The sequence below is a fragment of the Clostridium aceticum genome (assembly GCF_001042715.1).
GTDB classification, from domain to species: domain Bacteria; phylum Bacillota; class Clostridia; order Peptostreptococcales; family Natronincolaceae; genus Andreesenella; species Andreesenella acetica.
This window is the reverse complement of sequence record NZ_CP009687.1, coordinates 1,184,381-1,206,418: the sequence shown is the minus strand read 5'-3', so window position 1 is coordinate 1,206,418 and position 22,038 is coordinate 1,184,381. Positions and strand designations below refer to the sequence as shown.

Here is a 22,038-nt window from a genome sequence, read left to right as displayed (position 1 = left end):
GTCATCTACCTCCCTAACCTCAGTATGCCTTCTGGTAACATAAGATTTAATCCGTTTCTAAATGAAAAGTAAATTACTGCTGAAGCAATCACAGCAATCACCATGTACTGCACATAATTCTTTTTTTCTCCAGCTGGTGCTAACAGACTAAATCCGAAAACTAAAAATACTGCTGTGCAAATTAAAAAACCTATTGGTTCTAATAAAGCGATATATATAACAATAAGTGCTATAATTTTTATTACTGTCAAATAATCCAGGTTTTCTGGCACATAGCTTTTCTCACTAAAGTTTTTGCTTGCTTTGATTCCTGCTATCAGCTGTAAAATCCCCAACACCCCCATAAATACAACTAATATATATGGGATGAAGGTAGCATCTATTGCTGCTTTACGTGGCAACTGTGTTGTCAGTATAAAATAAAACATTCCAAATGCTAAAATAAAAATTCCAAAAATTAGCTCCGAATATTTTTTAAATTTCATTGTTTTCCTCCTTGATGAATATTTCTCCTTACTGGTTTTTTAACTATGCCTTTTAAGATAAAACTTCTACGTCCCCCCTTGCTTTTTATAAATTTTAATTTTATGATTTTTTTAAAAATTTGTTGGTTTCTCTTGAATAAACAATACTAAACTACTGTACATTGGATCAATGAAGACCTAGTTATAGGAAAACCAAACAATAGTGAAGGATTTGTCATAGATAGCGTTTTCCTACTTCCACAAAGTTCAATAATCCAATTGCATATCACATTATGTCTACTTATCATTTTACAGTTTATATTAAATAAGTACAACTCTTAATATAATTTTAACGGCTTTAACACTTTTTTAACATGTTCTCTATATACTAAAAAAGACCAAATAGTTATATGTTTTGTACAACTATTTACTCTAGAGGCTATTTACCCTCATACATATATTTAAAATTCGATGAAATACCAAGTATTTAGCCTTCTAGTGTTATATCTAAGAAGCTAGTATCTACCACAAAAAAAAGACCGAACAATCGGTCTTTTTTCCTACTTTCTAATCCTCCCACATATGTTGAAATCTATCCTTAATCTCTTTCTTTCTTTTTTTAGTAGCTTTATCATCCCTATAGTATATCCCTTCCTTTAGAAGTAGGACATCGCCTTCTTTTACCTTTGAATCTATAAATTCTTTTTTTACATCCAGCATTTTTCCATCTATTTCAATAACACCATAATCTCCTTCAAAACGGTCTAATATCATCATTTTTATATCCTCCTCCCTACTGTGGGGTAAATGAAGTTGTTGTAGCAGCTTCTATATCACCCTTCTTTGCAGTAGCCTCTACCTTTACCTCATACCCAATACTGGCTCTACCGATGCTATAAGATATTTCAACTATACCTTCTTCATCTGTTACTCCTTCATAAGGTGTAGTTGTAGATTTAAAATGATTCAGTAATTTTACCTCTGCGTTAGGTACTGGATGACCCTTAGATGTCACCTGTACTGTCACGGTTACTCTAGCATTTTGGCTTGGTGTAGGATCGTTTATAAAAGCCTCCACGTCTAAGTCTTCTATAACATTTTCCATACTTTTTCCTATGGCTTCTTCGGTCTCTTCGTCAACTGCTTTTTCCTCATTAACTTCCATCTTTTTTTCTGTCAGTGTCCCACCTATTTGAGTACCCTCTGCTAGATAAATTCCTACTTCTTCACCATCTAAAATTACAACAATCGTTCCAGTTTCCGCCGTATTATAAAAAGCTATATTGTTTTCTCTCAAGCGTTCCACCACTTCTCTATGGGGATGACCGTACTTATTGTCTCTTCCTGAAGAAATGATGCCATAGCGAGGGTTTGTTTTATCTAAAAACGCCTGTGTACTGGAGGAATTAGATCCATGATGAGGAATTAGTAATACATCTACATTCAAGTTCTCGTCACTGGCCACCATTTCTTCCTCTGAAGCATTTTCCACATCTCCTGTTAGTAACAAAGAGGTATTTCCCCAAGTGACTTTAACCACTGCACTATAATCGTTGAGATTATCATAAGTATCAGATATGGGGGCCACCAACACTGCATCCACATTCCCAAAAGGGATTTTTACACCTGCTTTAGCTGTTTTAAATTTCAATCCTGCCTTCTCAACTGCCTCTACAAAATTTTCAAAGGTTCTTGTGGTATGGGTTACCTTAGGATAGTATACTGCACCTACTTCTAGTTCTCTAAAAACAGTAGGTGCCCCATTGATATGATCTGCATGGGGATGGGTAAATACTGCTACATCAATTTTCTCATGACCTAGACCCTTTATGTAATCAACAACAATCCTACCTACATCTCCATCTCCCCCAGCGTCATGGAGCATCGTCTGACCTTCTGGACCTACTATAAAGGTAGCATTTCCCTGACCCACATCAATGAAGTGAGCTTCTAAACCTTCTCCATCTAACATAATAACTTCTTGATCTACTTGTACTCCTGTTGTCTCTTGCAAATTACTACTTTCATCTATTCCACCACATCCAACCAATAACATTAGAATCATAGAAAGAACTAGTAATACACTTAGCTGCTTTTTTCTGTACATATTCGATTAGCCTCCATAATCATGTCTTTTTGTTAAATTTTTCATAAGTGATAATTTTTTTCTAATCAAGTCTAACTGCAAAAACTACAGTATTAGGTTTCTAGTACATGTTTTTATATAATATAAGTTGTAGTAAATACGTTACATTCGCTACGCCACGGGGACACTGGCACATAAAAACATACGTACCAGATGAACCGTCCCCATGACTCCGCTATCTGACACTAAGCTGTAAAAGTTTTATTGCAACTTATAAAATAACTTGAGTTGTGCAATTATTAAATGTAGAGCCCATGGTTTTCAGTAAAACCACAAATCCTGTATATTTAAATTTTCAATCATGTATCTATACTACTTAAGCAAAAACCTACTTACACTGGGGTGACTAAGTATTAAAAATAGTGTAATATACATAACTACTGTTATACTACTTAAAATGTACTCTTTTGAAGTTTTAAGATATTTCCATTCCATAAAAGTTCGAAAACTGAATAAAACAAAAAAATAAACAAATACTAAACCCCCTGGATGAATCGGAAAATTTGGTCTTCCTGCTAAGGATATAAGAACCAAAAGGAATACAACCATTAGTACTCTTTCTCCAATTTTATGAAGCTTATTCACATGCGTATATATTAAACCTCCCCTCTTTTCGATCCCAAGCCGCTTCCTCAATAACTTTTCAATGAAGAGAAATAAAAGAAAAAGAGGAAGCAGTAAGATAAAAACTCTTAATAAAAGCATAGTATTTCACACTCCTTTTGTTTTTAGAACCGCTATAGTGAAAATCTGATCCAAATAAATTTATTATTTACTATAGATTCATAGGCGTTAACTTAACACAGTTATTAGCAAAATTCTCTGGAACTGTCATCCTGAGCGTAGCGAAGGATCTTGGGATAAGGAAGAGATGACAAATTATGGTTTAAGTTAACGCTAATGGTTACAGTTACAGATTATCAGCTACAGCTCACTATAAACTTCTACATACAACCTCTAAAACCCTTTGAAAATATTCACCTTATTGTTGATACAACCTAAAAATATCTCGATGGCAAAATAGCTTCTTAACTCCTCCTGCAGTTTAACAAGGAAAATTTTGGGCTAGAATATAATCAATACTATTAAAATATAAGGCGGAGATATGATGAAGGATTACTTTGATAATCTAGATGCTATTGAAAAAAATCTTAAATACTTCACTGAAAATCACAGTGAAATCTATGAGGCTTATGAAAAGTTTGGAAAGTTAGTGCATGTAAAGGGTGGGCCTTTAGATGAGAAAAGTCGTTGGCTTATTAAGGTAGCCCTGTCTACTAATTCTCAATATGAATATGCCTTAAGAACTCATATTCTTAAAGCTTTAAAAGCTGGCTGCACAAAGGAAGAGATAGAACATGCTATCCTGTTGGTGGCACCCACCTGTGGATTCCCTAGAATGATGCAGGGTTTGCTCATATTAAGACATGTTCTAAAACAGCAAGAATAACTTTTCTTTTAAACTAATAAAGGAGCCCTGAAAATTCAGAGCTCCTTTGCTGGTTCTTTATTTATACACTGGTTACTTCACTCTTTGTCATTGCTTTACTGTTTTTAACAGCAGACTTTTGAATAATAGTTTTCTTCTCTTCAGGTAGAATAATGTTCAATACTAAAGCTATAATACAAGAAACCACCATACCGGAACCTGAAAAAATAAGATTTACTGACTGTGGTAAATGTTGTAATGCTTCAGGAACGGACCCTAGTCCCAAACCTAAGCCTAAAGAAACAGCAATAATTAATAAATTTCTCTGATTTAACTCATCCTTAGAAACCAATACAATACCAGAAGTTGCTATCATAGCAAACATTACAACAGCCGCTCCTCCTAAAACACTTTGAGGCATTACCGCCAGTACCGCCCCCAACTTAGGCACTAAACCTGCTAAGATTAAGAAAACAGCCCCAACACTAACTACATATCTACTCATAATTCCTGTTAAGGAGACAATACCAACATTCTGACTAAAAGAAGTATTAGGAAATGCATTAAAAAGTGCAGCAAAACTACTGGCTAAACCATCGGCGATAATACCACCTGAAAGTTCTTCATCTGTGGCTTCTCTTCCAGCACCACCAACTGTAATACCTGAAATATCTCCAACTGTTTCAACAGTTGTTACTACATATAAAATAAGCATTGCAATGATGGCAGATCCATGAAAAGTCATTCCATAAGCCATAGGTCTTGGAATAGAGAACCAAGCAGCCTCAGCTACAGAAGTAAAATCAATTATACCCATGAAAATAGCCGCTACATAACCTACTACCAATCCTATTAAAATAGCTGCCATTCTTAAAATTCCTTTAAAATACTGATTAAAGAATACAACTGTCACCAGTACTAAACTTCCTAATGCTAGATTCTGCAAAGAACCAAAATCTGCTGCTCCAGCACCACCAGCAAAATATCGAATACCTGTAGGCAATAAGGATAAACCAATGGTAAGTAGCACGGTACCAGTAACAACCGGTGGAAAGTATTTACGCAAAGGCTTTAGAAAGGAACCTAAAACAGCCTGAAAAAGTCCACCAACAAAAGATGCTCCTAATATACCTGATAAGCCAAACTGACTACCAATCGCTATAGAAGTAGGAACGAAGCCAAAGCTAGTACCCATAACAATCGGCAAATTAGCACCTACTGGACCAATACGATTTGCTTGAATAAGGGTGGTAACCCCTGCTACAAGCATAGCACATTGAATTAAAAAAGTAACTTCACCCACTGTTAATCCAAGAGCACCAGCGATGATTAATGGTACTGTAACATTACCAGCAAACATAGCTAATACGTGTTGTAAACCAAGAGGAATAGCTTCTTTTAAAGGTGGCTTACCATCTAAATCGTACTTTGGATCAAGATTTCGATTGTTCTCTGTAATATTTGACATTTTACTTGCCTCCATTTTCATATTATCGTTTTTTATATAAACTTAATTTTTCTCCATCGCTAAGAATACTTTTTCAGGGGTTATTGGAAGATCCGTTAACCTAACCCCTACTGCGTTATACACCGCATCAATAATTGCTGGTGCTGGTGTATTGATAACAACTTCTCCTATTGACTTGGCTCCAAAGGGTCCTGTTGGTTCAAAGCTTTCTTCAAAGACGACTCGAATGTTTCCAATATCTTTTCTGGTTGGAATTTTATATTGCATAAAGCTGTTTGTTGTCATTCTACCGTCTTGGTCATATCTTATGTCTTCATACATAGCTAAGCCAATCCCTTGGACAAGTCCACCTTCCGCCTGAATCCTTGCTAGATTTGGATTAATTACTGTACCGCAATCGATGACGGCTACATAATCTATTAATTTAACCTTACCTGTTTCCTTGTCAACCTCCACCTCTGCAAATCCAGCTATGAAGGGAGGGGGAGACACTGGACTGCCATAGGTTGCATTACCCACTAACTGCCTTTTACCGCCAAAGCCTAAAACCTGAAGTTCTGCAATTTTTTCTAAAGGCACTTCTTTATCGCCATCAAAAGTCACTACTTTTTCTCCGTCAAATTCCACTTCATCTATTGAAACCTCTAGTATACCTGCTCCACTCTCAATAATCTGCTTTTTTAAGTCTTCAGCAGCTCTTACAACCGCCATCCCCGTCACATAAGTGGTGCTGGAAGCGTAGGAGCCTGGGTCATAGGGTGAGATATCTGTATCTGCGGCATGTACAATAATCTTATCTATAGGTATTTCTAAAACCTCCGCAGCCATCTGATTTAATATGGTATCACTACCTGTTCCCATATCTGTAGACCCTATTAGGAGGGTGAAGTTTCCATCATCATTTAACCGAATCTCAGCCGAGGCTGTATCTATATTAGCAATCCCTGACCCCTGCATTGTTACTGCCATTCCTAAGGCCCTCACCTTATTGTCCCCGATTTCTTGCCTTGGGTACTTATCCTTCCAGCCTATCATTTCCCGACCTCTTGCTATACATTTATGCAGTGTTGAACTCCCCAATTTTACTCCATCAGATACTAAGGAGGTCTCCCCTTCTTTGATTAGATTCTTTAATCGAATCTCCGTAGGATCCATCTTTAATGCTTCAGCTAGCTTGTTAACAGCTGTTTCCAAGGCAAAGGTTCCTTGAGTAGCCCCATAACCTCTAAAGGCTCCTGCTGACATCTTATTGGTATAAACCACTTCTCCCATAAATCGAACAGCCTTTGTCTTGTTATAAAGGGGAAGCGTCTTCTGACCTACAACCCCAAAGGTAGTAGAAGCATGTTCACCATAAGCCCCTGTATCCGATAACCCCTGAATGTCCACTACTCTAATATAACCTTCCTTGTCTGCTCCCAACCTCACCTTTAACCTCATGGCATGCCGACTATTTGTTGCAGTAAAAGTTTCTTTTCTATCGTAAATAATCTTCGCTGGCTTTCCAGTAGTTTGTGTAACGATTGCTGCAAACATCTCTACCGCTCCTGTTTGCTTCCCCCCAAAACCTCCACCTATTCTAGGCTTAATTACTCTAATTTTGCTGGCAGGCATCTTTAAAGCCTTGGATAATTGTCTTCTTACATGAAAAGGGATCTGTGTTGAACTAACAACTACAAGCCTGTTTGTATGATCAAAATAACTAAAAGCGCGATAGGTCTCCATCATGCCGTGGGCCTGAGCTTGTGTGTAACAAGTCTCTTCCACTACTACATCACATTTTTGCAATTCTTCTTCAACATCACCAACCTCCACCTTTTGAGAAGAGACGATATTTTTTTCCTTCTGCATGCCTATATCGAAGTTGCAATGCAAGTCTATCTCTGGATGTATAATGGAGGGATGATCTATAGCTTTCTCAAAATCTAAAACAGGTTCAAATACTTCATAATCAACCTTTATTAGCTTCATGGCTTTTTCAGCTGTTTCCTCATCGATAGCTGCAATAATAGCCACTTCATCCCCTACATACCTTACTATTTCCTCTAAAATTAATCGATCATAGGGGGAAGGTTCTGGGTAAGACTGTCCTGCTAAAGTAAATCGATGACCAGGCACATCCTTGTAAGTAAGGATACATTCTACACCCTCTACCTTTTCAGCTCTTGAGATGTCTATAGACTTAATTTTGGCAAAAGCATGGGGACTTCTAAGGAGCTTTACCACTAATGCATTTGGTGGTACCATATCTTCTGTATAAACAGGTTTTCCTGTGGTGATGGCCATTCCATCTATTTTAGGTATGCTCTTACCTACAAAACTCATGTTAGACCACCTCCAAATATTTTTTTATTGCTCTTAGTTGTCCCAAGTAACCTGTACATCTACACAGGTTTCCAGTCAAATAATGGATAATTTCTTCCTCTGTAGGATTTTTAAGCTCCCTTTTCATTGCCAGTACCGTCATAACAAAACCAGGACTACAGAAACCACACTGATCTGCACCTTCTGCCACTAAGACCTTCGCAAACTCCTCTGCTTCCTTTTGAAGTCCTTCTATAGTAGTGATATTTTTACCATTGGCTCTGATAGAAAGTGTTGCACAAGATAACGTAGGTTTTTCTTCAATCCATACAGTACAAAGCCCACAACATGCTGTATCACAGCCTTTTCTTACGCTGGAAACACCATGCTTTCTTAAAGTATCCGCTAAGAATTCATCGTTTTTTACATCTAAGGCTACTTTTTTACTGTTTAAGATGATTTCTATTTGCATTGTAGTACCTCCATAATCCCCCTCTTAACCAATACCTTACACATTGCTTGTCTATATTTAGCTGTACCTCTTTCGTTGGTTCCAAAAGTTAATTCTTCAGCAGCCGTATTTATATAATCCTCTAACTGATTAAAGGTTAAGGTATTAGAAAGCTCTTCTGAAGCTTTTTTAGCAATAACAGCCCTTTGTGGTCTTGCCCCCACTACAATCCTCCACTGATGATCAAGTCTTGAAACCGCCACATTTAGTATAGGATAATCACTTGCGGAATTTCTTAAATCCTGATAGGAGGCTTGTCTTTGATTTTTCTTTATAAATAAACTAATTAAGATATCTTTCTCATAAGGCTTTTTTAAAAAATCATCTAAAGACATTCTGCCGGCTTTATATAGTTCTACTTCTGTATCTAAAGCTAGTAATGCTGTGATTAAATCTGAAAAACCATATCTTGAAAAAACTGAAGCCCCTACTGTAACGATGCTTCTGAATTGAACACCAATAATATTCTTTACTGAGCTAGCAAGTACACCATTAAAATGCTTCATTAGCAATGGACTAGTCTCAAGTGCTCTGAAGGTTGTATATCCTCCAATTTCAATAGAATCATCTTCATCTTTTATATAATTCAGTTCCAGCTTAGATAAATCTACTGCTGTTCCGATTTTCTTTGAGCCCATTCTTAAAAAAGCACTTCCGCCTAGTATTGTGTTATTTCTGTTGTTTATAAGTGTGTTATAGGCCTCCTCCATTGTTTCTGGCTGTAGGAACTCTTTTACCGTAAACATACTATGACCCCCTTGTCATCCACCAATAGACTGTTAATAAAAAAATAAACGTGCTAGGTTCTACTCGAGCAAAGAGTAAAACCTAACACGTTTAGAATATTCCCTATTGTGTAGGTTAGAATGGTACAGCTAAGATTATTTCTTAGATACACCTTTGCTCATAGTGAGACCATTTACGGTAGCCTCGTAGAAACTTGCAGACCATATTTCTGCGATTATATGAACCATATGCTTTTTTCTTGTAAGTACATTTTACGACAAACATAGACAATTAGTCAACCTTTTTTCGTACATTTTAATTAGAAAAAATATTTATCGTTCGGAAAACGTATTTTTCATGTAAAAGATCGCTTCTAATACACCACCTGCGATATTTCTAGATTTGTCAGAAATAGTATAACAATTAGTTTTTTCCGAGATCCGAGGGTCTATATCTGCTATTTTTAATCCTGCCTTTACCTCACTTCTATTTCTGATGATGCCTCTTAGTACGCCATTCATTGTTGCTTTGATAGGCATATTCTCCACATAAGCAATCACTTCATCTTTTTCTACAATTTCTCCTATATCCTTTATATTCTCTATCTTTCCATCACAGGGAGAATAAAAAACCCTTTCCTTTGAATATCCTCCAACCACACCTGGTATACCGGTATTCTTTTCTGCTTCTCCTTCAAAAATCAGTCTCCCTAAGTTATGTCCTCTAGATGTTTCAATTACCACATCCACATCTACTCCTGCGGTAAACCCTGGTCCCAAGGCTATCGTTATCTCCGCCATATCCTTGGTCGTTCCTAGATTTTTTTTAGCTAGAATAGCGTCAACTACGACTCTTGCTTTTAGTTTTTGTATATAGGTCCCTTTTGGATCTATCATAACTGGTATGTTTTTATTATCCCATGTCTTCATCATCTCATTTAAGTCCTTCACGTGAACTGCTGTAATACCCTCGACTTGTATTTTGCCCTCATAAATGGCTTCACTAAATGAAACTTTTCTTCTAATGGAGGTAGGTTCCGGTGTTTCTAAAACCAATACTCTAAATCCACACCTGTGAAGCTTATGGATTGTACCAGTAGCTAAGTCTCCTCCGCCCCGTACAACAATGATCTCATCAAATATCATATCCGCTGCCACCTACTTGTAATATTTTTTCATAATCATCTTGGGTATCAACGTCAAATAAGGTTTTTTCATCATCAATTTCTACAAAGCGTACTTCCTCTAAATATTTATTTATGATGACTTTCCCCCCTATATCTCCTTGTAATGTCATAAGGTCTTGCTTGAACTTTTGGGGAAATATAACAGGGTTGCCTCTTCTTCCTTTATAATGGGGAACAATGATATAAGTTTTATTTTCCCTAAAGCATTGTAATAGCTTATGGATCATACTGGTACTCAAAAAAGGTTGATCTGCTGTAAAAAACATATAACCCTCACAACCATTGGCATAAGTAAGCCCTAACTTAATGGATTCACTGATTCCTCGATCTGCATTTTTATTTTCAACTACTTTTATCCCACTTTCTTCCCCAAGTTGTAGAATTTTTCTTTCTCTAGCCACTAAAATAGTCTGTGAAAAATCACACTGTAAAACCTTATTAATCGTTTGCTGAATCAGAGTTTCTCCTCTATACTCTAAAAAAAGCTTATCCTTTTTCATCCGTCTAGAGTAACCTGATGCCATTATAATAGCAGCAATCATAGGATCTTATCTTCTCCTTTTGTATATAGATAGCCAACTACAAAGCTTAACAAAATGCAGACTGGATGCATTTGCAGGAAATGACTACAATGTTCAATTCATGGAAGTGGAAAATCCGTAAAAAAATTTGCATGTTTGAGCGTTAGCGAGTTTGCAAATTTTAGGATTTTTCACTGGAACGAATTGTTAACATTGTTCATTTCTGAAACCGCAGGAGGTCGTATTTTGTTAAGGTATAAAATTGGTTATCTATAGATATGTAATTATAAATTTTAATATATCTGGAGCTATATTGCAACCCTTGCCTACATGCTTGTTTTAGGTGGGAGAAGTCTTATACGATATATCCACTTACACATAATATAGCTTATTTTTAATACTTCCAATAAGGATTTTATTTAGAAGCTTGGGATAATACTTGTTGATCTTATTTTTTAATTGTGCTGCTTTATTTAAATAATATATATCATCAGTTTTATTAACAAATAATATCCTTTCACCTTTGGCATTTTTAAATAATCCCTGGGGATGTATAATAATATCTAGCAAGTGTTTAAGTGTAATACTTTCTCCTTCCTGTGAAGAAGTAATTTTACAAAACTTCTCACTTCTGTGGACATTATTTTCACATATTCTCATCTCAAGTGTTTGAATATCTATTATTCCTATTGTTTTTGTAGTTCCTTTATATACAACAGGTTCATGATCATCCCATGCTTTGATGGGCTTCTTTTTAGCACCATCTGCTTCTATCAAGGTATAATCAAAATATCCTACTAAATTATCTAATTCTTCTTCTGCCAATCCAATGATTTTATTTTCTGTATTTACTTCTGATCCATAAACATAAATTCCTTTCTTGTTGATCTTTAGATACTTAGAAAATTCATTTTGCCCTATACAAATAAAATCATAGGCTTCTTTTTGTGGAACATAAATCTTTGTTGTGGTTGTCAGCAAGACTTTACCATTATTTTTCTTGATATCTTGTGCTAATTGGAGCATAAGAGATGTTTTTCCCCCTGCCCCTACAACTGATACAATATCTTTTTCTTTTAACCCAATGTAACCAGACAGTTCCATTAAATCACTCTTTTCTTTATATTAAGATTAAGCAAGTTCAAACTTTAATTTTGATATACACGGTCTACGGTTTCGCCCCAAAACCGTGGGCTGCAAATGTAGCCCTTAGTATATCAAAATTAAGTCCTGATGTTGTTTATCTATAACATGAGAAAGTATATCCTATCCTAGTTACGATAATCTTTAGGCAAACATATTTTTTCACACCTTTATACCTTCTCATTGTTAAAACGCCTCACAAGCCCGTGGTTTTATAGTAAAAAAAGAAAGCCTGCCGATAGAAGACCTTCTCTTGTTTGTCTATATTAATTATTAAGGATATAGCTCTCAAAACAATATGACCAAGCCATAGACTCAATTAGTAGCAGAAGTAATTTTAAGCAAAAATAGATAAAATCACTTTTCCATCATTAAGCTCTTTAGTGACCAATCAATATGGTTTTCTATGAAAGGGATCAATTCTTTTAAGTTTCTATTTTTTAATAGTCTGATCATTTCCAAGTGTTGAGATATGCTTTCTTTACTATCGTTTAAGGATTCATAGGATATATATTGATATTGTTTGATTTTCAAACTCATTTCTTCAAATATTCCTTTAGCATAATTATTTTCACATTTAGTAAAAATTAGCTGATGCAGCTTCATATCAATACTTGCGAATTCTTCCTTTGTTAAAGCCCCAATATTATATTTTCTTTCCAGTTCCATAAAATTCTTTTCAAGTTCAGCAATTTCTGATTCTGTTATCCTATAGATTGCAGTTTTTATTGCAATCACTTCTAATGCCTTTCTTACTTCATAAATATCTTTAATATTTTTAAAAGATAACATTTTGACATAAGTACCAACACCATCTTTTACTTCGAGGATATCCTCACTTGCTAGCATTCTAAGAGCTTCTCTCACAGGGGTTCTGCTTATACCTAACTCTTGTGCAATACTAATTTCGTTAATTAATTCCCCAGGTTCTATCTCATTGTGATAAATTCTATCCCTGATTTTTTCATAAGCGTCTTGGGCTAAATTTTTTCTTTTATTTTTATTTGTTTTTACTATCACCTTGTTTTCTCCTTTAACATAGTAATTATACACTATAGTAATTGTACGCTTTGACTTAGATAAGTATCATTAGGTGAAGGAAGGTGACATAACTCCCACCACCTACGCAATCGCTTAGAGGTGGGGGCTTCTTGGGATGTATCAGCTATCGCTGATATAATTACCAAGCTATCCCCATTTGCCCAACGGTTTTTTCCTATATACTAAGCTACCCCAAGAATTCTACATCCTTCATTTTTGATATCGATTGCAGCGTTTAGGTCTCTATCTATTGCATCACTCTATACACAAGTCCAAACCCCTTCTTTAAGGATAAATCGACTATTCACTGTAGCACAGAATCCGCAAAGTTTTCTGGAGGGATACCATTTGTCAATGACTACCAGCTGTTTTCCCTGTTCTTTTAGCTTGTATTCTTAAAATGTTCTCAGTATACCAAAGCTATTCTCATTGGTAGACTTTCATCTAAAAGTTTTCTTGATGAGTTCTTCTTGCTTTTTATTAGGATACACTGGATATTTATAGGCTTTGTTCATAGTTTTTCACTTTGGCTTTCGATATATCTTTTTATAACTTCTCCAGGTGCTCCCCCAGTGGTTAATAAGCAGAAACTCTTTGACCAAAAGTATTCTTTCCACAGCTTTTTTCGTATGTCAGGAAACTCTTTTTTGACTAACCTCGAACTTGCACTTTTATAGGCATTGATGAATTTTGATAGTTCTGAGTTAGGATGTGCCTTGAAGAAAATGTGCACATGATCTGTCTCGTGGTTCCATTCTTGCATGCTGATATTATAATTTGAAGAAATTCTCACAAATATTGCTTTCAACTTTTCAGAGATAGCATAGTCTATTACTTTACGTCTGTATTTCACCACCATAATAAGATGATAATACATCAAGAATACCGAGTGGTTATTATTATCTAGTTCCATGAGTACACCTTCTTTATATGATATATGACTGATCATATACATCATAACATATATTCGGATATTCCTCAAGACACTACAATTCATCCCCACCTATAAAGGCTGGGGATGAATTGTAGCATGATGAATTGTAGCATCAGGTTAAATTTTAGTAAGTCCTAAAAGTCCTAGTATTGCTATTTTAATCTCTAAAATCATCCAATTATTTCTATCGTTCCATTATCTGCATCTACTCTAATTCTATCTCCATCCTTTACTATTTTATAAAATTCTGGGTCTACTTTATCTACCATTGGAATTTCCATGATAATTGCACTTGACACAAGTACAGTTTCAGGATGTTGTATAATCATAGCCTTCGGTGCATTCTCTCTTTGATTAAGTTGATATAAGCCATCTGCCTGTACTACTGAACTTCCTTTTCCACTAGGAAAAATCAATATCTTTTGTGCTATTGATCGTCCTTCTAAATCATGAGCTTGTTCAATAACCTTACCGGTTTCTGGTTCTATTAGATAGAACATGATATCGTCTTTTGATAGAATTGCTTCAGCTTCCGCAACACCTTCTGATATTTTATGACAACTAAATTTTTTATTTTCCATTTAATTCACCTCGCCTGTTATTGCAGCATTTATACAAGTATCTAAGTCTCTAATTACAAAATGTATACCTCGTCTTTGTGGATAGTATGCACACTTCGGTGACTCTGTTACGCCTATTTTCCCATTTAAGTGTCTCCAACAGGGTTGGTCTGGACAAGTATCTGGTACGATAAATCCCCCCGACTCTAAAATTATTTTATCTAACCCCATTCTTTCAGCCATTTCTTTAACATGGCTTGATGTAAGTATCCACATTTCTTTTTTTAGTTTTTTACCCTCTATTCTTTCCGAAATATGTTTAACTTCTTCTAAGGTAAAATGAGGGCAACCAAACATGACAAAATCGATTTCTCTGTTTCCTTCTAGTGAGATTTCTTCTAGAATAGCTTTCATATCTTCATTAGTGATGGTAACTTTTCTTTTCGGTGCTTTTCCACCAAAGGCAGCCTCTACCGTTGGTGCTTCAGGAGTGAAACCTACTATATGGTACATTCCATACGCACCAGAGGTGTTTAATTCAGCGCCTAAATTTCTTAAGGCTTCTTTCGAGATATATTTAGGTAATCCTACAAATACAGGAATTCCTTTTCCTATTTTTTTCCCAAGCATACCTAGTATATGGTAATCAAAATCTGTCTTTATATCTGCCTTTACTTCTACTAAGATATCCCCTTTCCTATTTTCATCAAATAGCAGTCCATATTCAGGTACAAACCCAGTAATAGCTGCGCAAAGCGCACTGTTTGCTCCCTCTCTATTGCTTCTTGCACCCCAAATTGAATTTACATACGGAGTCGCACTTGACTCTGAGAATGCAATTACTTCCCCATAGTTAGGTACATTCGTATCTATATATGGTGTACAGTTATAGCTTAAAACTGCTCCTAATCCCTGATAAGCATCATGGGTTTTTTGCATTAATTCTGCATCCTTTTCAGAAACCATCTCTTTATTTTTAAAAAATGATAAACAAAATCCTGGATTGACGGTTGGAGCAACTCTACATTTTGCACCTGCATTTAATAATTTTTCTGCAAACCATAAGTCTGCTTCTTGATTACTTAAAGCAACATGTGCTCTAGTTATTGGTACTAGCCTGTTTGCATCAAAGGATTCGCCAATAGCTACTTGAATTTTCATCGCAATAGCTGTACCTTCACCATATTTACCATCTAGCATATCCTGTTGTTCTTTCGTTAACTTCATTACGCACCCTCCTCATATTGTATAAAGCCCAAGGTGATTTACCAGGACTCAAGGATCATTCCTACAACCAGAGCAGTTAGTCTTATAATAACTACTGCTTAGATATCAAAGAATTATTATAAGATCATAGATCGAATGAACCTAATTCCAACCTACTATCACTTTTTACATATTCTAATAATGCATCTGAAACCTCGATATATTCCAACTCTAGGGTGTTTTTAATTTTTACAATTTTTAAATTCTTTTTATCTACTCCCCTAAGTACTTTAATGGCTATTTTTATAGCCTCATCTTGATTTTTAGCTATCAAAGGTATTTTGCAATCATCAATACACTTAATAGCTATTCCGTTTGTATAAATTGACTCAAAGTCTAATTGTTCAAATACTTTCTTTGTTATAATATCAAATATTCCCATACCTATGGCATTGCCATGGGATTCTTCCGATATATCTAATAAGATCATTTTATTTATCTCAGGAACTTCTAAAACAAAGTCTTTTAAAATATAACTTTTTCCTAATATATTTGGATCATATCCTGCACCCGAGATGTTTTTACCTATTTCCTCCACAATTAATATATCTATTTTAGGAATCATCAGTATTGGCATGTTCTTTTTAGCAATTTTAACTAACTCAATTTCTCTAGGAATTAGCTCTTTAGCAGGGATAAATTCAATTTTTGATGTTTTATCATAGGCATTCTCTAATATTGCTACACCAAATCCAATCTTTGCCTTTGCCATTATCATTGAAGCAGCTTCTTTGATGATTTCTCCAAAGAATTCAAATTCTTCCTCATGAATAGCGGAGCAACCTATATGATTTCCTAGCCCTATAACTAACATTTTACATAGTCCACTCTGTATGTCTGCAACAAAATCTGTATGCAGCTTTATTCTATTTATAGGCACCACTACATCAGCTTCATATGCTGTCTTATCAAAGTACACGTTAATACCTTTTTTTGTCTTGCCAAGATGAACAACATCTGTTTTTGTAATTACCGGTACCCCCATATCTTCTTCATTGATCCCATAACCATAAAGTATTTCTCTTTGACCCTTCTCCGTTCCTCCGCCATGACTTCCCATTGCAGAAATTATATAGGGATTTGCTCCCATTGCTTTTATATTATCTATTGTTAGTTTTACTATTTCTTTTAAATTTTTTATGCCTCTACTTCCTACAGCAACTGCAACCTTCTGCCCTGGTTTGATAATAGATACAATAGATTCTTTTTTCGCTTCAGAAGTTATGATACTTTCAATATCTTCTAACCCTTCCTTTTCAAAAATTTGTCTAACCTTATGCATCTTTGGTAGAAGAATATTTGAATCTTCTTCAAGCAATATAGGCATTTTATCAGCTCCATTCTATAGTGAAACACTTAACCTTTAAAAAGTTTTACTAAAAACATAGTTGTTGGTTCAAAATACGTAGTAAGCACTAATACAATAAATAATGCTAGGATTAGCCACTTGATGTATTTAACCATTTGTTCCATTTTCACACCAGCTACAGCTTGAGCTACAAATAGGTTGATTCCATAAGGGGGGGTTACAAATCCAATGGCTAAGTTCAAAGTCAACATAACCCCGAATTGTGTAGCACTCATGCCTAGCTGCCTTACTACTGGCAATAATATTGGTGCTAATATTATCGTAGCAGGTATATTATCGATAAAACACCCTACCACTAATAGCAAAATATTTATTAATAATAGTACAATTATTTTATTGGATGTAAGATTGAGGATTGCCTCAGCTAACATCGCTGGTATTTGTTCCATGGTTAAAAAGGTTGCGAATACAGTTGAAAGCCCCACCATAAATACAGTAGTACCATTGACTTCCATACTGGTGAATAAAGTTTTGTAGAGTTGTTTAAACGTTAACTCTTTATATATAACAACGCTGACAATAGTTGCATATACACATGCTACAACAGCTGCTTCTGTTGGTGTAAAAACTCCTCCATAAATTCCTCCTAAGATAATTACAGGGGTTAGAATGGCCCATATTGCATCATTAAAAGCTTTTAAGAATTCTTTTAGGGATAAAGACGGTGCATTTTTATCTCCTAGATTGCCATTTTTCTTAGATACAACATAATTAACAGTCATTAGTGCTAAACCCATTAATATTCCTGGTATCATCCCCGCTATGAACAGATCGCTAATGGAATTTCCTGTAACAACACCATATAATACAAAAGGTATACTCGGAGGAATAATGACACCTATCGTACCGGCTGCTGCAGCCAAAGAAGCACTGTAGGCTTTACTATAACCTCTTTTTTCCATTTCGGGTATCATAAAACCCCCGATTGCTGCTGTAGTCGCCATCGCTGAACCAGAAATAGCTGCAAAGAACATACAAGCCACGATTGTTACCATTCCTAAAGCACCGGTTCTTTTTCTCAATAATAAGTTAAAAAACTCTATAAGACGCTTTGCAACCCCACCTGTACTCATTATATTTCCAGCAAAAATAAAGAAGGGTATTGCCATCAAAGGAAATGAGTCAATCCCACTTACGGCATTTTGGCTAATCATTATTAATGGGATGTTTGAAAAATTCATCATAGTTAATAACGTAGCAACACCAATGGCATATCCTATCGGTATCGCTAAAAATAATAAAATAAAAAATGAAGAAAATAAAAATATAGTAGCTTCCATTAAACTTTACTCCCTTCAGATTTTATTGGTATGAATCCTTTAGCATCATTATACATCTTTCCAATTATTCTAAATACTATGGCTAAAGAGCTTACCGGAACACTTAGATACACAATATATAAAGGCATTCTCATTCCTGAGGAAACTGTGCCTCTAGTAATCATCGTTTCTACTAACTGAAACCCATACCTAACTAGAAATATATTAAAAGCTAACGTAATACTATTGCTTACTAAACTATATATAATCTTACTTTTACCCTTCAACTTATCATAGATCATCTCAATAGCAATATGGTTATTGGTCCTAAATCCCAAACTAGCACCTAGCCAAACTTGCCAAACAAAAATATATCTACATAATTCTTCACTCCATGAAAGAGATTGATTAAATATATATCTCATAACAACTTGAATAAATACTAATATTACTGTAAAAGCTAGACTTACAACCAATATGTACTCTTCTGCCTTATTATAAAAGTTTATTATTTTTTCAAGAATATTTTTCATATACTCACCTTCTCAATAATTAAAGTTTTGTTAAAATTTTATGTATTTTTTGCACTTTAATTTTAACATTACTGTATTTTACACAATCTTCAAAGCATCTCCAAACTTAATACTGTAGTTTATACAAGTAATGAAAAGTGTTTTTCCCTTTTGAGCTTTAATACTATCACTGAGGCAAACCCAAAAGGGAAAACAAGTACCTTAAAAGAACATTGTATGAAGCTTACATTTATGCACCTTATTAAGCTATAAACTTTAAACTATCTCTTATCTAAGTTCCGGGGGGGAATACATGACAATCTATTTATAGGCTTCTCCACACATCTATGCCTATATAAAAAACAATCAAGATGCAAATCTGCTTACAACTTCTTTTAAGTTCAGTCTATGTTAATTAAATTTCTATCTATACTCTTCTAATAAATTAAATATTTCATCACCCATTTGGTCTCTATACTTTTCATACATCGGTGCTACAGCATCCGCAAACTTTTTATGATTTTCTTCAGAAATTTCATTAATCTCCATGCCATCATCTATTAACTTCTGAATGTAGTTAGCATCATTACCATCTTCTTCCGCTATCTGCCAATCAACCAACCATATCTTAGCACCCTCGTCAATAATTGCTTTATGCTCATCTGATAATCCGTTATAAAAATCTTTATTTATTATATTTGCACAGAAACCATAAACGTGTTTCGTCAGACTCATATAGCTTTGCACCTCTTGAAATCTAGAATCATATACCAAAGATGCAGCATTTTCTTGTCCATCAACAGTTTTTTGTTGCAATGCTGTAAATAGTTCTCCGAAACTTATAGGCGTAGGATTGGTTCCTAGTAAAGTAAACATATCTATAAATATTGGACTTTCCATAACCCTCATTTTTACACCCCTCAGGTCATCTGGTTCTGTGATAGGTCTTACATTGTTTGTTATATTTCTCACACCATTAAAACTATATCCTGCGTTTTTGATTCCAACTCTTTCAAGTTCCTTATTTAACAATTGACCAACTTCTCCTTCAAGTGCCTCAAATGCTTTTTCAGTATCTGAAAACATAAATGGCATGTCCAATGCACCAAACATAGGAGAGTACATAACCAATGTAGAAGTTGCAGGTAGTGCCATTTGAATCGTTCCTAAAGCTACCGCCTCTGTCAACTGGACATCTCCACCTAGTAAAGCATTGGGATACACTTCTAACTTCAGTTCTCCCTGGGATTCTTTTTCTATGTATTCTCCAAATTTAATAGCTGCTTGAGTTTGTGAATGGGACTCTGGTGCGATCAAACCATATTTAATTATAATTGGATCTTTGCTTCCTTCTGCACTTGTATCTCCGCTGTTGGATGTATCAGTTGTAGAATTATTGCTGCATCCTGTTGCAGCAACTAATAATACTACCAATACCAACAATATACTTACTAACTTTTTCATTTTAATACCCCCATTTTTTATAAATTTTATTTTTAAAACTTAATTTTCTTAATAATCAATAAAGGCTCCACCTCCAAATAAAATAGATAAACATAGAAATTATATTGGAAATATCTATTTTGATTTAATAATTAAAATCATAAACAACTTGAAATCACTGAGTTTCAAATAAAACATAGCATAGTGTACACTAAAGAAAATCCTGTCTGAAAAAACAGATATATCTGAATATTAGATGTATATAGGTATTATACATGTTGTATTATATAGTGTCAACAAGCAAATGACTTTTTTCACAAATTTATCGAAAGCAACCGATTGCAGTATTAGATGTTGCTCTATCCTAGACTTCTAGGTTGTATCGGCACCTTTAGGGAAGGTCTTTCATCTTCGAGAATTTTTAAGTTTTCACACTCCCGATTCATTTTTACTATACGTAGTAACGTTATCGCTGTTCTTAATACCTAAAATTCCATAGGCTATGGCCTATGAGTATGCGACCGCCTGTTGCACAAAAAAGAAAAAAGAATGGATATGATTTTTATCCATTCTTTTTCAATATATAAGTTGCCGTAAAACTTTTACAACTTAATTACTACAACTTATATATCTATTTTTTATATTACATATCTAGCTAGGCTTAACCACTTGTTCAGCATCACATTTTGGGCATACTATTTGAAACCTTGTAAAGTGTGCTAACATTTCTGTAAATATTACTCCATATACACAAAAAATAATGATACCTATAGGAGTATTCAAAAAAGCAATGATCATAAGCGCTCCAATGATTGTAGCAATCCAAATTGTTATAGGTTTGCAAGCGGAAACTTTTCGTTTCAAACCCATTACTCCTGTGTATTGGCAACTGGTACATTCAGTATCTTTAATATAGCTATATTCATATTTTTTTAGTTCTTCTAAAACATCTGGTGGTATTTGTGCTGCTATTTGATTGATTTGCATTTCCATCCCCCCATTCCTCATTTTTTTGAATATTTATAAAATTCTACACCTGACCATATAATACCTTCCTTAAACTATAAATTAATTAAAGAATTTTTTTTGGCTAAACTTCCTGTTTTTGGAATATTCTTTTAATTTATTTCTTAATTAAAAGAATGAGCGAAACCATAGACCGTGTATATTAAAATTTAACTTTAATTATGTGTGTTTCACTTGTCACAAATTATAGTAAGGTTAAAAGTTATTTTTTACACTGATAAATAAAAGCTGGAGGTATGTTGAATAGTTGAATTCCTAGCTTAACTTCTGGAAACACCCCTTTTAAAATGTTTAGGAACTGTAATGAGTATTGGAACGTTACAAATTTCCCTCTCTCACTAAGTGTTTGGTAAGTATTAGTAAGTATCTTCTGACTTACCTCCTTGGATAAAACTGCAAAGGGTAAGCCAGAGATAACAAAGTCCACTTCTCCAATACCTTGCTTCACTAAGTAATTTATCAAATTCTCAGCAGAATCGTTTATTATATAAACATTATTCTCAGGATCATGTAGGGTTTTTACTATGTCAAACAAATTCTTATTCAATTCGAAGGATATAAACGTAGTATCTTTTTTCTTTTTACTAACTATTTGTTTTGTAAATATACCCGTTCCGGCTCCGTACTCCACAATACATTTACAGCTTTCAAAATTAATATGTTTCAGCATACTAAGACATAAATACTTTGAACTTGGTACTAACGAACCTACTATACTAGGCTGTTGAAT

The 22,038-nt window shown here is 34.7% G+C and carries 23 protein-coding genes and 1 riboswitch; of the genes, 1 reads left to right on the top strand and 22 read right to left on the bottom strand.

Translation table 11 applies throughout. The features are described from left to right. Positions 1–5 precede the first annotated feature (5 nt). The 4 genes from CACET_RS05590 to CACET_RS21290 form a co-directional block, all read right to left on the bottom strand. Positions 6–485 (bottom strand): tripartite tricarboxylate transporter TctB family protein, encoded by a 480-nt coding sequence (locus tag CACET_RS05590; RefSeq protein WP_044825450.1) that lies wholly within the window; start codon positions 483–485, stop codon positions 6–8. Positions 486–1,031: 546 nt separating this feature from the next. Beyond that, positions 1,032–1,241, bottom strand: coding sequence for a DUF3006 domain-containing protein (locus tag CACET_RS05585; protein ID WP_052661494.1), 210 nt, complete (start codon positions 1,239–1,241; stop codon positions 1,032–1,034). Between the two features lie 16 nt (positions 1,242–1,257). Continuing rightward, a complete protein-coding gene (locus tag CACET_RS05580) occupies positions 1,258–2,571 on the bottom strand; it encodes a ComEC/Rec2 family competence protein (protein ID WP_082058243.1) in 1,314 nt (437 codons plus the stop codon). 351 nt (positions 2,572–2,922) lie between these two features. Further along, positions 2,923–3,315: a DUF4181 domain-containing protein gene (locus CACET_RS21290; RefSeq protein WP_052661495.1), complete on the bottom strand. Its 393-nt coding sequence runs from the start codon at positions 3,313–3,315 to the stop codon at positions 2,923–2,925. Positions 3,316–3,718: 403 nt separating this feature from the next. On the opposite strand from CACET_RS21290, the gene CACET_RS05570 reads away from it, so the two are divergent. After that, entirely contained in the window at positions 3,719–4,060 is a 342-nt protein-coding gene (locus CACET_RS05570; RefSeq protein WP_044825452.1) for a carboxymuconolactone decarboxylase family protein, read from the top strand. A gap of 61 nt (positions 4,061–4,121) precedes the next feature. On the opposite strand, the gene CACET_RS05565 is transcribed toward CACET_RS05570, so the two are convergent. The 18 genes from CACET_RS05565 to CACET_RS05485 form a co-directional block, all read right to left on the bottom strand. Then, positions 4,122–5,507: a uracil-xanthine permease family protein gene (locus CACET_RS05565; protein ID WP_044825453.1), complete on the bottom strand. Its 1,386-nt coding sequence runs from the start codon at positions 5,505–5,507 to the stop codon at positions 4,122–4,124. Positions 5,508–5,549: 42 nt separating this feature from the next. Next, positions 5,550–7,832: a xanthine dehydrogenase family protein molybdopterin-binding subunit gene (locus CACET_RS05560; protein ID WP_044825454.1), complete on the bottom strand. Its 2,283-nt coding sequence runs from the start codon at positions 7,830–7,832 to the stop codon at positions 5,550–5,552. 1 nt (position 7,833) lies between these two features. Next, positions 7,834–8,283: a (2Fe-2S)-binding protein gene (locus tag CACET_RS05555; protein WP_044825455.1), complete on the bottom strand. Its 450-nt coding sequence runs from the start codon at positions 8,281–8,283 to the stop codon at positions 7,834–7,836. Continuing rightward, complete coding sequence (locus CACET_RS05550; RefSeq protein ID WP_044825456.1) at positions 8,274–9,068, bottom strand: FAD binding domain-containing protein; 795 nt, start codon at positions 9,066–9,068, stop codon at positions 8,274–8,276. The genes CACET_RS05555 and CACET_RS05550 overlap by 10 nt, the downstream gene beginning before the upstream one ends. A 141-nt stretch (positions 9,069–9,209) precedes the next feature. After that, positions 9,210–9,311, bottom strand: a riboswitch (purine riboswitch). Positions 9,312–9,380: 69 nt separating this feature from the next. Next, positions 9,381–10,193 carry a selenium-dependent molybdenum cofactor biosynthesis protein YqeB gene (gene yqeB / locus CACET_RS05545; protein ID WP_044825457.1) on the bottom strand — a complete coding sequence of 271 codons (813 nt, stop codon included), beginning with the start codon at positions 10,191–10,193 and terminating at the stop codon, positions 9,381–9,383. Beyond that, complete coding sequence (gene mocA, locus CACET_RS05540) at positions 10,183–10,776, bottom strand: molybdenum cofactor cytidylyltransferase (protein WP_044825458.1); 594 nt, start codon at positions 10,774–10,776, stop codon at positions 10,183–10,185. The genes yqeB and mocA overlap by 11 nt, the downstream gene beginning before the upstream one ends. A 351-nt stretch (positions 10,777–11,127) precedes the next feature. Next, positions 11,128–11,859, bottom strand: coding sequence for a selenium cofactor biosynthesis protein YqeC (yqeC, locus tag CACET_RS05535; protein WP_044825459.1), 732 nt, complete (start codon positions 11,857–11,859; stop codon positions 11,128–11,130). A gap of 396 nt (positions 11,860–12,255) precedes the next feature. Continuing rightward, positions 12,256–12,918 (bottom strand): GntR family transcriptional regulator, encoded by a 663-nt coding sequence (locus CACET_RS05530; protein WP_052661496.1) that lies wholly within the window; start codon positions 12,916–12,918, stop codon positions 12,256–12,258. A 461-nt stretch (positions 12,919–13,379) separates the two neighbouring features. After that, positions 13,380–13,454 (bottom strand): helix-turn-helix domain-containing protein, encoded by a 75-nt coding sequence (locus CACET_RS21280; RefSeq protein ID WP_082058247.1) that lies wholly within the window; start codon positions 13,452–13,454, stop codon positions 13,380–13,382. Next, positions 13,451–13,852, bottom strand: coding sequence for an IS200/IS605 family transposase (gene tnpA, locus CACET_RS05525; RefSeq protein WP_044825461.1), 402 nt, complete (start codon positions 13,850–13,852; stop codon positions 13,451–13,453). The genes CACET_RS21280 and tnpA overlap by 4 nt, the downstream gene beginning before the upstream one ends. 191 nt (positions 13,853–14,043) lie before the next feature. After that, positions 14,044–14,454, bottom strand: a complete 411-nt coding sequence (locus tag CACET_RS05520; RefSeq protein WP_044825462.1) for an aconitase X swivel domain-containing protein — start codon at positions 14,452–14,454, stop codon at positions 14,044–14,046. Then, positions 14,455–15,660 carry an aconitase X catalytic domain-containing protein gene (locus CACET_RS05515; RefSeq protein ID WP_044825463.1) on the bottom strand — a complete coding sequence of 402 codons (1,206 nt, stop codon included), beginning with the start codon at positions 15,658–15,660 and terminating at the stop codon, positions 14,455–14,457. It lies immediately after the preceding gene. A gap of 124 nt (positions 15,661–15,784) precedes the next feature. Further along, positions 15,785–17,026 carry a nickel pincer cofactor-dependent isomerase, group 22 gene (locus CACET_RS05510; protein WP_044825464.1) on the bottom strand — a complete coding sequence of 414 codons (1,242 nt, stop codon included), beginning with the start codon at positions 17,024–17,026 and terminating at the stop codon, positions 15,785–15,787. Between the two features lie 29 nt (positions 17,027–17,055). Further along, positions 17,056–18,348 carry a TRAP transporter large permease gene (locus CACET_RS05505; RefSeq protein WP_044825465.1) on the bottom strand — a complete coding sequence of 431 codons (1,293 nt, stop codon included), beginning with the start codon at positions 18,346–18,348 and terminating at the stop codon, positions 17,056–17,058. Further along, positions 18,348–18,860 carry a TRAP transporter small permease gene (locus CACET_RS05500; RefSeq protein ID WP_044825466.1) on the bottom strand — a complete coding sequence of 171 codons (513 nt, stop codon included), beginning with the start codon at positions 18,858–18,860 and terminating at the stop codon, positions 18,348–18,350. Before CACET_RS05500 ends, CACET_RS05505 begins: the two co-directional genes overlap by 1 nt. A 402-nt stretch (positions 18,861–19,262) precedes the next feature. Beyond that, positions 19,263–20,303 carry a TRAP transporter substrate-binding protein gene (locus tag CACET_RS05495; protein WP_044825467.1) on the bottom strand — a complete coding sequence of 347 codons (1,041 nt, stop codon included), beginning with the start codon at positions 20,301–20,303 and terminating at the stop codon, positions 19,263–19,265. Positions 20,304–20,933: 630 nt separating this feature from the next. Further along, complete coding sequence (locus CACET_RS05490; protein WP_044825468.1) at positions 20,934–21,269, bottom strand: hypothetical protein; 336 nt, start codon at positions 21,267–21,269, stop codon at positions 20,934–20,936. 241 nt (positions 21,270–21,510) lie between these two features. Further along, entirely contained in the window at positions 21,511–21,978 is a 468-nt protein-coding gene (locus CACET_RS05485; protein WP_158385977.1) for a class I SAM-dependent methyltransferase, read from the bottom strand. Positions 21,979–22,038: the final 60 nt, after the last annotated feature.

What these genes read in the sequence shown, in the direction of transcription:
- CACET_RS05590 (WP_044825450.1), bottom strand. Translation starts at nt 485, where the DNA reads ATGAAATTTAAAAAATATTCGGAGCTAATTTTTGGAATTTTTATTTTA.
- CACET_RS05585 (WP_052661494.1), bottom strand. Translation starts at nt 1,241, where the DNA reads ATGATGATATTAGACCGTTTTGAAGGAGATTATGGTGTTATTGAAATA.
- CACET_RS05580 (WP_082058243.1), bottom strand. Translation starts at nt 2,571, where the DNA reads ATGTACAGAAAAAAGCAGCTAAGTGTATTACTAGTTCTTTCTATGATT.
- CACET_RS21290 (WP_052661495.1), bottom strand. Translation starts at nt 3,315, where the DNA reads ATGCTTTTATTAAGAGTTTTTATCTTACTGCTTCCTCTTTTTCTTTTA.
- CACET_RS05570 (WP_044825452.1), top strand. Translation starts at nt 3,719, where the DNA reads ATGAAGGATTACTTTGATAATCTAGATGCTATTGAAAAAAATCTTAAA.
- CACET_RS05565 (WP_044825453.1), bottom strand. Translation starts at nt 5,507, where the DNA reads ATGTCAAATATTACAGAGAACAATCGAAATCTTGATCCAAAGTACGAT.
- CACET_RS05560 (WP_044825454.1), bottom strand. Translation starts at nt 7,832, where the DNA reads ATGAGTTTTGTAGGTAAGAGCATACCTAAAATAGATGGAATGGCCATC.
- CACET_RS05555 (WP_044825455.1), bottom strand. Translation starts at nt 8,283, where the DNA reads ATGCAAATAGAAATCATCTTAAACAGTAAAAAAGTAGCCTTAGATGTA.
- CACET_RS05550 (WP_044825456.1), bottom strand. Translation starts at nt 9,068, where the DNA reads ATGTTTACGGTAAAAGAGTTCCTACAGCCAGAAACAATGGAGGAGGCC.
- yqeB (WP_044825457.1), bottom strand. Translation starts at nt 10,193, where the DNA reads ATGATATTTGATGAGATCATTGTTGTACGGGGCGGAGGAGACTTAGCT.
- mocA (WP_044825458.1), bottom strand. Translation starts at nt 10,776, where the DNA reads ATGATTGCTGCTATTATAATGGCATCAGGTTACTCTAGACGGATGAAA.
- yqeC (WP_044825459.1), bottom strand. Translation starts at nt 11,859, where the DNA reads ATGGAACTGTCTGGTTACATTGGGTTAAAAGAAAAAGATATTGTATCA.
- tnpA (WP_044825461.1), bottom strand. Translation starts at nt 13,852, where the DNA reads ATGGAACTAGATAATAATAACCACTCGGTATTCTTGATGTATTATCAT.
- CACET_RS05520 (WP_044825462.1), bottom strand. Translation starts at nt 14,454, where the DNA reads ATGGAAAATAAAAAATTTAGTTGTCATAAAATATCAGAAGGTGTTGCG.
- CACET_RS05515 (WP_044825463.1), bottom strand. Translation starts at nt 15,660, where the DNA reads ATGAAGTTAACGAAAGAACAACAGGATATGCTAGATGGTAAATATGGT.
- CACET_RS05510 (WP_044825464.1), bottom strand. Translation starts at nt 17,026, where the DNA reads ATGCCTATATTGCTTGAAGAAGATTCAAATATTCTTCTACCAAAGATG.
- CACET_RS05505 (WP_044825465.1), bottom strand. Translation starts at nt 18,348, where the DNA reads ATGGAAGCTACTATATTTTTATTTTCTTCATTTTTTATTTTATTATTT.
- CACET_RS05500 (WP_044825466.1), bottom strand. Translation starts at nt 18,860, where the DNA reads ATGAAAAATATTCTTGAAAAAATAATAAACTTTTATAATAAGGCAGAA.
- CACET_RS05495 (WP_044825467.1), bottom strand. Translation starts at nt 20,303, where the DNA reads ATGAAAAAGTTAGTAAGTATATTGTTGGTATTGGTAGTATTATTAGTT.
- CACET_RS05490 (WP_044825468.1), bottom strand. Translation starts at nt 21,269, where the DNA reads ATGCAAATCAATCAAATAGCAGCACAAATACCACCAGATGTTTTAGAA.
- CACET_RS05485 (WP_158385977.1), bottom strand. Translation starts at nt 21,978, where the DNA reads ATGCTGAAACATATTAATTTTGAAAGCTGTAAATGTATTGTGGAGTAC.